The 9,614-nt window shown below is 46.1% G+C and carries 9 protein-coding genes; 7 read left to right on the forward strand and 2 right to left on the reverse strand.

All coding sequences use genetic code 11. The features are described 5' to 3' along the window. Positions 1 to 77 precede the first annotated feature (77 nt). Positions 78 to 998 carry an N-acetylmuramic acid 6-phosphate etherase gene (murQ, locus tag FHQ30_RS01255; protein WP_139611452.1) on the forward strand — a complete coding sequence of 307 codons (921 nt, stop codon included), beginning with the start codon at positions 78 to 80 and terminating at the stop codon, positions 996 to 998. Between the two features lie 36 nt (positions 999 to 1,034). Next, a complete protein-coding gene (murP, locus tag FHQ30_RS01260) occupies positions 1,035 to 2,480 on the forward strand; it encodes a PTS N-acetylmuramic acid transporter subunit IIBC (RefSeq protein ID WP_139611453.1) in 1,446 nt (481 codons plus the stop codon). 91 nt (positions 2,481 to 2,571) lie between these two features. Here the strand turns inward: murP and FHQ30_RS01265 are convergent, their stop codons facing one another. Continuing rightward, a complete protein-coding gene (locus FHQ30_RS01265) occupies positions 2,572 to 2,877 on the reverse strand; it encodes a helix-turn-helix domain-containing protein (RefSeq protein WP_139611454.1) in 306 nt (101 codons plus the stop codon). After that, a complete protein-coding gene (locus FHQ30_RS01270) occupies positions 2,870 to 3,235 on the reverse strand; it encodes a type II toxin-antitoxin system RelE/ParE family toxin (RefSeq protein WP_267963832.1) in 366 nt (121 codons plus the stop codon). Before FHQ30_RS01270 ends, FHQ30_RS01265 begins: the two co-directional genes overlap by 8 nt. Before the next feature lie 257 nt (positions 3,236 to 3,492). Here FHQ30_RS01270 and FHQ30_RS01275 point away from each other — a divergent pair, with 257 nt between their 5' ends. The 5 genes from FHQ30_RS01275 to recC all read left to right on the forward strand — a co-directional run bounded on the left by FHQ30_RS01275 (position 3,493) and on the right by recC (position 9,318). Then, positions 3,493 to 4,014, forward strand: a complete 522-nt coding sequence (locus FHQ30_RS01275) for a type II secretion system protein (RefSeq protein WP_139611455.1) — start codon at positions 3,493 to 3,495, stop codon at positions 4,012 to 4,014. Beyond that, positions 3,977 to 4,768, forward strand: a complete 792-nt coding sequence (locus tag FHQ30_RS01280; protein WP_139611456.1) for a hypothetical protein — start codon at positions 3,977 to 3,979, stop codon at positions 4,766 to 4,768. Before FHQ30_RS01275 ends, FHQ30_RS01280 begins: the two co-directional genes overlap by 38 nt. Positions 4,769 to 4,784: 16 nt before the next feature. Continuing rightward, positions 4,785 to 5,453, forward strand: coding sequence for a DUF2572 family protein (locus tag FHQ30_RS01285; RefSeq protein ID WP_139611457.1), 669 nt, complete (start codon positions 4,785 to 4,787; stop codon positions 5,451 to 5,453). After that, entirely contained in the window at positions 5,434 to 5,787 is a 354-nt protein-coding gene (locus FHQ30_RS01290; RefSeq protein WP_139611458.1) for a DUF5374 domain-containing protein, read from the forward strand. The genes FHQ30_RS01285 and FHQ30_RS01290 overlap by 20 nt, the downstream gene beginning before the upstream one ends. A 66-nt stretch (positions 5,788 to 5,853) precedes the next feature. Further along, positions 5,854 to 9,318, forward strand: a complete 3,465-nt coding sequence (gene recC, locus FHQ30_RS01295; protein WP_176552641.1) for an exodeoxyribonuclease V subunit gamma — start codon at positions 5,854 to 5,856, stop codon at positions 9,316 to 9,318. The last annotated feature ends 296 nt before the right edge of the window (positions 9,319 to 9,614 follow it).

A 9,614-nucleotide genomic window follows, 5' to 3' on the forward strand; every position in this document is an offset into this window, starting at 1 on the left:
AATTAGTATTTAATGCTGATTAAGTCAAGGATCAGCCGCCATAAATGTCGATCACCCACATCAGATGAGGAGGGCGAATGCCGGAAAAACTGAATCAATTGATCACCGAAAGCCGTAATCCACAATCGGAGCAGCTTGATCGCTTATCGACCGTTGATATTTTACGCCTGATCAATCAGGAAGATCAAAAAGTGCCGCAGATTATCGCCGAGCAAATTCCATCGATTGCACAAGCGGTGAACCAAATTGTCGACGCATTTCAACGTGGCGGGCGCTTGATTTATCTGGGCGCAGGCACTTCTGGGCGCTTGGGAATTTTGGACGCCAGCGAATGTCCACCGACCTATGGTACTGACCCGAATCAGGTGATTGGCTTGATTGCCGGGGGCAAAAGTGCGGTTTTCAGCGCAGTAGAAAATGCGGAAGACAATCGACAGGCTGCGATCGAAGATTTGCAACAAATTCAATTAAATCAGCATGATGTGGTGGTCGGGATTGCCGCCAGCGGGCGCACGCCCTATGTGCTGAGCGGTATTGAGTGTGCCAAACAGACGGGCTGCGTGACGGCAGGCATTGCCTGCAATCCTGATTCAGCTTTACTGCAACAGGCACAGATTGCGATTTGTGTGGCGGTCGGGGCAGAAGTGGTGACCGGTTCCTCACGCATGAAGGCCGGAACGGCACAAAAACTGGTGCTGAATATGCTGACGACAGCAGCGATGGTGCGCAGCGGCAAGGTGTACGGCAATTTGATGGTCGATGTGCAAGCGACGAATCACAAGTTGATCGAACGGCAGAAGAATATTGTGATGCAAGCCACCGGTTGCCAACAACAGCAGGCGGAGCAGGCATTGCAAGCGAGTAATCGACATTGTAAAACCGCCATTTTAATGCTGCTGGCAGATCTTTCGGCAGTACAAGCCGAGCGTTTGCTGGTGCAGCATCAAGGCTTTATCCGACAAGCGTTGGCATTTCACTTTCAGCAACAAAATCAGTAACAAAATCAGCATCAGCAATAAAAACAGGAGGGCATTATGGCAGAGACAAAACAAGCGGCAGGGATCACCCCAGCGTTTATTGCGCAAGTGGTGAGGTTACTCGGTGGCGCGGAAAATATTGCTTCAGTCGGCAACTGCATGACGCGCTTGCGTTTAAAAGTCAACCAGCCGCAAGCGGTAGAGCTGGAAAAACTGAAACGGCTTGAGGCGGTGATGGGCGTGGTGAATATGCAGGATCAGGTGCAAATTATTCTAGGGCCGGGCAAAGCCGGAAAAGCCGCCGAACTGTGCCGCAGCTATTTGCAACAAAGTGCGGTATCCAACGATCTGAATGATATTGCTCAAAGTAATAAACAGCAGTTGAAACAACAACAAAGCAGTGGAATGCACCAATTTTTAAGTAAATTCGCCACCATTTTTACTCCGCTGATTCCCGGTTTTATCGGCGCCGGATTATTACTGGGTATCGGAACCCTGTTGGATCAATCTTTTGTTGCCGGTGTGGAAGCGCCGAATGCGACTTTGGTGGCGTTAATCGGCTATTTAAAAGTGTTCAGCAAAGGTTTGTTCAGCTTTTTAAGCATCATGATCGGCTATAATGCGGCAAAAGCCTTCGGTGGCACCGGAGTCAACGGTGCCATTATCGCCTCGTTTTTTATTCTTGGCTATAACCCCGAAGCGACCAAAGGAATTTATTCCGGCATGAGCAGCTTTTTCGGCTTGGAGATCGATCCGCGCGGCAACATCATCGGTGTGCTGATTGCGGCGATTGTCGGGGCTAAAATTGAACAGTGGGTGCGAAAATTCATTCCGGATAATCTGGATATGCTGCTGACCTCCACTATCACGCTGTTGCTGATGGGCGCATTCACTTTCTTGCTGATCATGCCGCTTGGCGTGATGTTGTTTAACGGCATGTCTTGGTTGTTCAGCCATTTGAACGGCAATCCGTTTGGAAGTGCGGTGTTGGCAGGGTTGTTTCTGCTGTCGGTGATGTTTGGTATTCACCAAGGTTTTGTGCCGGTCTATTTTGCTCTCGTGGAAACGCAAGGCTTCAATGCACTGTTTCCGATTTTGGCAATGGCAGGTGCCGGGCAAGTCGGTGCGGCGATGGCGCTGTATGTAATGGCAAATAAAAGTTCGTTGCTGCGTTCACAGATTAAAGGCGCCATTTTACCGGGCTTTTTAGGCATTGGTGAACCGCTGATTTATGGCGTGACACTGCCGAGAGTTAAACCCTTTATCACCGCCTGTATCGGTGGTGCAGCCGGTGGTTTTGTGATTGGGTTGATCGCCTATTTGGGCTTCCCGATGGGATTGAACAGCGTCTTCGGACCTTCTGGGTTATTGGCAATTCCGCTGTTGACCGGACCAAACGGCGTATTTGCTGCAATCGCCATTTATCTGGCTGGCACAATCACCGCTTATCTGGTTGGTTTTGTCATAACCTACTTTTTCGCCAAAGAGGTAGATTTAAGTTAGGCTGTTTTTTAACAAGAAAGGGATAAATGACTGAAGGATTTATCCCTTTCGCAGACTAAAACAAGTGTCAATCAAAATAGAGATCGATTTACTAATTGTTTGATTTCAGTTGTAGACAGAACGAGCCGCCAACAGCAATAGCATAGCGGATTAATGTTTCAATTGTTGGTGAAACTAAACCTCGCTCTAAACGGCTAATATTTTGCATTTTGATACCAGAGCGTTTTGCAATATCACTTTGCGATAGTTTTTGCGCAAGACGAGCTTGTTTTAATTCATTCAGCATTTGCCGCTGGATTTGTCGGGCTTGATGTCGCTCTGCAAAGCTTGGATCGCTTGATAATAATTCATTTTTAAATTCATCAAGGGTGGTAAATTCTAATTTCTCATCAGACATGTTTGAATTCCTCTTTAATTTGTTTCATTCGAGTCTTGGCGAGCTCGAGATCCTGTTTTGGCGTTTTTTGTGTCTTTTTATGTAGTGCATGAACGACAAATATTCTTTTCTGAATATGGAAAAAGAAGAAACTGCGGCCAATTCCATCTTGGGCAGTTGTTCTCAGCTCTTTTAAGCCGTTTCCTAAATCCCTAACTTTGGGTTCTTTCAGTGTATTTCCATACAAAGATAAATCTTCTAAATCAAAATAGATTTCTTCTTGCAAAGTGCGTGGCATTTTTTGGATAGCTTTTAACGCTTGCTTCAGAATACTGATAGTAAATATTGCTTGTGGTTCAGTCATTGTTTTATGAGACATTGTGACACCTTATAAAACCTTATAAAACCTTATAACTAATCACATATGATGAATTATAGGGTGGATAAAAATATAATCAAGTATGATGAGAGAAAGATCAACAGACCCTTATAAGCCGATATGTTGTTTTTAAGTTGGCATAATTTCTACTCTCGTTTTCAATTTTTCCGATCCCGATCGCAAACATACCTGACCGCACTTTGTTTATTGAACGATTTTTCTAAACTGGCTGGCAATAGTGCCGTCGGGAGGGAGAAATGGCGAAGGGATTTACCTTGTTGGAAACACTGCTGGTGGTGTTTTTACTGAGTGCGCTTGCCACTTGGATGTTGCCGCAGTGGCAGGTGTTGTCGGATTATCAGGTGTTGCAAAAAGAGCAGCGGCGGCTATTTGGTTTTTTGCGACATATGCAATTGCGGATCGAAAACTCGCACGAGATCTGGTTTTTGCTGATCAATCGTGACGTCACTAAACAGAATTGGTGTGTCAGCGTACAGCGCAAGGATAATTTGATTTGTGACTGTTTTATTCCGCAGCATTGTCCGCAAAGAGTGCAGGCGCATTTTTATTATCCGAGTTTTCCGCAGCAAACTCGAATCATCAGCAAAAAGTATTATCCATTGGAAATCAGCCGCTTGAGTGGGATTCGTGACACTTTTTCTGCTGCTTGTTTTGTGTTGCAGGCAGGCAAAGAGCGTTCTATTTTTTCGCTGTTTAATGTTGGCAGTTTAAGGGTAAAAAATGATCAAGCCGCAAGTGCCTGCGTACACGACAATTAATTTTCGCCAAGTGCGGTATTTGACCACTTGGAAAAAAGGCTCCGGCTTATTGGCGTTGATGGTCTCGATAGCGCTCGGTTCATTTTTGCTGTTGCTGATTGTGGCGTTTTTCACCCAAGCGGCAAATCAGAACCGTGAGTTATTGCTGCGGTTGCAGTTGCAACACGAGCTGCATAAAGTGCTGCATTTGATGAGTAAAGATATTGCTCGTAGCGGTTTTTACCATATTCAGCAAACCCTTGAACAATCCAACATTGCTTTATTTAACCATACAGACGGTACGGCAACGACCATCACACAGGCTAATCGAGAGGCGGTAAACAGCTGCTTGCTGTTTTGGTACGATTTGGATCACAGCGGCTGTGTCGGCAGCCAGCAAGGAGCGCAATGCCAGTCAGAACAGCGCAACACAACCAACGAGATTCAAAAAGAGCTGTTTGGTTATCGCCTGAAAAGCAAGATGATTGAAACCCGTGCGATGTATAAAAACGGAACGATTCAGGCGTGTGAGCAAGCACAATGCAATGGCTATATTGCAGAAAAAGGCTGTGATACCCGTGGTTGGGTCGATTTGCTCGATACCGACACCTATCAAATCAATCTGCTGCGATTTTCGTGGTTGGCGAACAGAAAAGGGGTTTTGGCAGAAATTGGCGGCAGTTATAAAAAACAGCCTAAAATCCGCTATCAAAGTGCGGTGGTGATTGCGTTGAACAACCGCTTAGCGCAAGGCAGTCAAACGGCTTCCCCATAAAAATTAAAGGAAAAGTATGCTGAAAAAAGGCGTTGTCACTCTAACCGCTCTGTTGTTGCTCTCCAGCGCACTGCTGCTGTTTTTGATGCTGGACGAGCAGATCTTGGCATCACATCGCGCGAATTTGGGCGAACGGCTGCGCTATTTGCAACAACGGGAACATTTGTTGCAGCAAAGTGTGGTTGCTGATGGCAATACACTTTGTCGGCAGCAAAGTGCGGTGCAGATCGAAAATTTTTTTAGTGTTCATTTTACTGATTCGCAGCAAGATCAGCAGCATAGCATCATTTGTCATCGTTTAACGCTGTTTAAAACCTTACCGCAGCAGGCGAGCGCAAAAGGCCTGTTGAATTTTTTACATCCAGATTGGCAAACTGGTTGGCAGCAATCTGATTTCGTTCATTTGCCCTTAAATGCAGCGGATTATGAGGCGAACAGAGTGTTGTGGATCGAGGGCGACAGCGAGTGGCAGCTGGCACAGGATTTTTATGGGGTGGTGTTGGTAAACGGCAGGCTTAAGTTGTCGGGCGAAGGCAAGATTATCGGTGCGCTGATCTATCAGACCGCTTTGCAGCAGACGCAAAATCAAATTGAATTTAATCAAAGCGTGGTGAACAACGTGGCAGCGCAATATCAACAATGGTTGTATCGGAGTGACAGTTGGCATGATTTCAATCCGTTATAAGTTAATCCGTTATAAGTTAATCCGTTATAAAGGAATTCAGTATAAAAAAGGCGCAAGCCCGTTTGCTGTGTTGCTGACGCTGGCACTGTTCAGTAGCGTCGTGTTGGGCATTTCGGCTTGGACGGCGGCGCAGCAACGAGAGGGCGTGTTGATCTACCAACGCTATCAGGCGGTGCTGCTGGCGCAAAATCAGTTTGCCCGCCAGCGTTTGGGCTTGGATTGCCAAAATAGTATTGAACAAAATCAACTGCTTTTTCGAGTGAGTTGTCAATCAAAACAGGTGAAAGTGCGGTTTCCGGCGGGAGAATTGACGTTGAATATCGAAACTGAATAATCGCACTTGCAACCGCTGGCGCTCTCGTTGACAATAACGCTATCTAATCGAAACAGAGGCGTGGCGGTGTTACATTTATATTATTCCAACCATTTAGAGACGCAAAAAGAGCTTTTGGTTCGCCTGTTGGCGTTACAGCCGTTGTCAGATCCGTTTCAGAGCGAACAGATTCTGGTGCAGAGCCAAGGCATGGCGCAGTGGTTGAAACAACAGATTGCTGAAAAGTGCGGTGTCGCCGCCAATATTGCGTTTCCGCTGCCCGCCAGTTTTATTTGGCACCAATATCACCGCACTTTGCCGAATGTGCCGCAACGTAATGCGTTTGCAAAAGAGAGTATGCAGTGGCACTTGATGGCGTTGATTCCAACACTATTGTCGCTGCCGCAGTTTGCTGAGCTGAAACGATATTTGAGTGGACAAGCGCAGACTGAACAGGAAAAATTATATCAGCTGAGTGGTAAAATTGCGGATCTGTTCGATCAATATTTGGTTTATCGCCCTGAGTGGATCACGGCTTGGGAACAGAATAATGATCAAGCGGTTATCCAAGCGATTATGCAGCATTTACCTAACCGATCGCCACCAGATAGCGCACTTTTACTTCCATTTGCCGATGATCAACTGACGTCAGAGTGGCAAAGTGCGGTCAGTTGGCAAGGACAGTTGTGGCGAGCCTTATATGCTCGGATTGAACAGCAAACAGCACAGCAAGCAGCACAAAATCACCAAACTTGCCAACATCGTGCCGCTTTGCATCAGCACTATTTACAGCTTTTGAGTGAACAAAAGCCGCCACATTTGCCACAGCGCTTGTTTATTTTCGGAATTTCGGCACTGCCGAAGGTCTATCTGCAAACGTTGCAGGCGATGGCTCAACACTGCGAGGTGCACCTGTTTTTCAATAATCCGTGTCGCTATTACTGGGGCGATATTATTGATCCGGCATTTTTGCAGCAACTCAAATTGCGTAAACGTCTGACAAACGGAAAAGTGGGCTCGGGCGAATGGCTGAATGACAAACAGCTAGCACAATTGAACCAGCCGGATTGGCAGGATGATCCGCTCGGCTATTTGCAAACCGGCAATCCGCTATTGGCAACTTGGGGCAAAATGGGGCGTGATTTCTTGGCGTTGCTCAGCCAAAGTGAAGCCAATGAAATTGATGCCTATGCCGAAGCTGATGGAAACAGTCTGCTGGCACAATTGCAAAATGCGATTTTGAATCTGCAACCGGCACAGCCGGATCCCCCATTTTTGCTTGCGCCGAACGATCAAAGTCTGATGATCCACGCCTGCCACAGCCCGATGCGCGAAGTAGAAATTCTGCATGATCAACTGTTGCACTGGTTTCAACAGGATCCTGCATTAACCCCAAAAGACGTTGTGATCATGCTGGCGGATGTCGATCAATATGTGCCGTATATCCATGCGGTATTTTCGCAATATCAATACAACGATCCACGCTTTATTCCTTATGAAATTGCCGATCGTAAACACAGCCATAGCGATATAGTGATTGCCAGTTATTTGCAATTGTTACGTTTAAAAGAAAGCGATTTCAGCGCCGAATCGGTGTTGGCACTGCTCGATGTGCCGGAAGTACGCGAACGCTTTGAGTTGGATCTCAAAGAGCTGCAAACCTTACAAAACTGGGTGGCACAAAACGGCATTCGCTATGGCTTGTCGGCTAACCAAAATGCTACAGCGCCAAACTACAACGCCTGGCAAAGCGGTTTGCAACGCATGTTGTTGGGCACGGCAATGCGTGAAAACGACGGCATTTGGCAGAACACTGTCGCATTCGATTTAAGCCATGGTTTAAGCGCCCAGATTGTCGGAAAACTAGGTGATTTTTTAGATTGCCTACAACATTGGCAGTCGGTGTTGCAGCAACCACAGCCGATTGAACAGTGGCAGCAACAGTTGCATTGGCTACTAACGACGTTGTTCTGTGACAATCAACAAAGCCGTTCGGTGCTGCTGTTTTTGGCGAAACGGATTGATGAAATTTGCCAAACCGCACTTGATGCGGGTTACGACCGCACTTTAGACAGCAGTGTGATTGCGGAGCTGTTTGACGCCAAATTGAGCGATGAAGACAACAGTTTTCACTTTTTGAACGGCAAATTGAGCTTTTGTACTTTGCTGCCGATGCGGGCAATTCCGTTCAAAGTGGTGGCGCTGTTGGGCATGAACGAAGGCGATTACCCACGCCAACACCAGCCGAACAGTTTTGATTTGATGCAGTATGCGCCGCAAAAGGGCGATCGGGTGCGGCGAGATGATGATCGCTATCTGTTTTTGGAAGCGATTTTATCGGCGCAGCAAAAACTATATATCAGTTATATCGGGCGTTCTTTGACCGATAATCAGGCGTTGCAGCCGTCGGTGCTGGTCAGTCAGTTGTTGGATTATTTGAGCGATCAAACCGATTTGATTCCGGCATTTGATCCACAGCAACACCCAGAACAACAGCGCCATGATAAAGTGCGCTCACACTTGGTGCAGCAACACCCTATGATGATTTTCAGTCGGGAAAATTTTGCGCTGAGCAACCCAAACCGCTCTTTTGCCAAAGAGTGGCTGGTGAACCAAGCATCGGCAGATTTGCAATACAATCAATTTATGCAACCGCTCAGTGATGTGGAGCAAAGTGCGGTCAGCAGTGTGATTGCCTTGGAACAATTGATCCGCTTTGTGCAATCACCGTTAGCCTATTTTTTCGAAAAACAGCTTGGGGTCAGATTTAAAAACGATCAAACTGATTGGGCAGACAGCGAAAATTTCAGCCTTGACTCGCTGGAACGCTATCAACTGAGCGAACAACTGCTGCAACAGCCTCAAACACAATGGGCAGCGCAAATTCAGCGTTTCGAATTGAAAGGCGAATTGCCGCGGGCGAATTTTGCCGAAATCAGCGCACAAAAACTGAGTGAACGGCTGCAACCGCTCAGTACGGTGATAGCGCCTTATTTGGCACAAGCTGCCGATTCGTTGAGTATTCGTGTTGCGCTTGAGATCAACGGACAACGTTATCAATTGCAGGGCGACATCAGCGGCTTATACCAACAGCAAAAAGTGGCATGGCGTAGTAGCGCAGTCAAAGCCACACAGGTTATCCAATATTGGATCGAATACTTAGTATTACAGCTTCAGCAACCCGACAGTGCCACACCGCACTTTTATGGCTTAGAGAAAAATAAAGTGCAATTTTATCATTTTCGACCGATTTCGGCGCAACAAGCCGATGAGCAATTGCAGGTGTATTTACAGGATTTCTTGCGTGCCGAACAAGATTTGCTGGTGTTACCGACCGCACTTTATTCTGAGTTTCTATCCGAACCCCAAAACGATGAGCAGCTATTACAAGCGATAATCAAGCTGGGACAAGACGGTTTCCACGACAGCGACAAAGCCGATCCCTACTGGCAGCGTTTTCTGGCACAACAGCAACAGATTGATTTGGAAGCAATAAAATCCAAAATGCAAGGTTGGTTTGGGTTGATGCAGGAGAGCTTGGTGGTTGGATGATAGAGAGTTGATAGGATTTTTGCTTAGGATAAGGATAGTGGCTTAGTGTTCCGCATAACGATAATTTATATTTTTATACAAAATAATTGGGAACTTTTTCAAATAGTGTTTTATCCCTGAAATAGGATTTATTATTGTGATCTGTATCACATAACAATTATAATGTTAACAGCGTTATTTGCTTTTTCGTGTGATAAATTTTACCTTATACAGCAATAATTCGTTAAATATTTACAAATAAGTCATTGTCCTTTGACTTTAAGGATTTATCATGATGACAAACAAACAAACAAACA

Source organism: Testudinibacter sp. 'clade 2' (genome assembly GCF_006227735.1).
Lineage (GTDB): Bacteria > Pseudomonadota > Gammaproteobacteria > Enterobacterales > Pasteurellaceae > Chelonobacter.

What these genes read in the sequence shown, in the direction of transcription:
- FHQ30_RS01285 (WP_139611457.1), top strand. Translation starts at nt 4,785, where the DNA reads ATGCTGAAAAAAGGCGTTGTCACTCTAACCGCTCTGTTGTTGCTCTCC.
- FHQ30_RS01265 (WP_139611454.1), bottom strand. Translation starts at nt 2,877, where the DNA reads ATGTCTGATGAGAAATTAGAATTTACCACCCTTGATGAATTTAAAAAT.
- FHQ30_RS01270 (WP_267963832.1), bottom strand. Translation starts at nt 3,235, where the DNA reads ATGTCTCATAAAACAATGACTGAACCACAAGCAATATTTACTATCAGT.
- murQ (WP_139611452.1), top strand. Translation starts at nt 78, where the DNA reads ATGCCGGAAAAACTGAATCAATTGATCACCGAAAGCCGTAATCCACAA.
- FHQ30_RS01290 (WP_139611458.1), top strand. Translation starts at nt 5,434, where the DNA reads ATGATTTCAATCCGTTATAAGTTAATCCGTTATAAGTTAATCCGTTAT.
- murP (WP_139611453.1), top strand. Translation starts at nt 1,035, where the DNA reads ATGGCAGAGACAAAACAAGCGGCAGGGATCACCCCAGCGTTTATTGCG.
- FHQ30_RS01280 (WP_139611456.1), top strand. Translation starts at nt 3,977, where the DNA reads ATGATCAAGCCGCAAGTGCCTGCGTACACGACAATTAATTTTCGCCAA.
- FHQ30_RS01275 (WP_139611455.1), top strand. Translation starts at nt 3,493, where the DNA reads ATGGCGAAGGGATTTACCTTGTTGGAAACACTGCTGGTGGTGTTTTTA.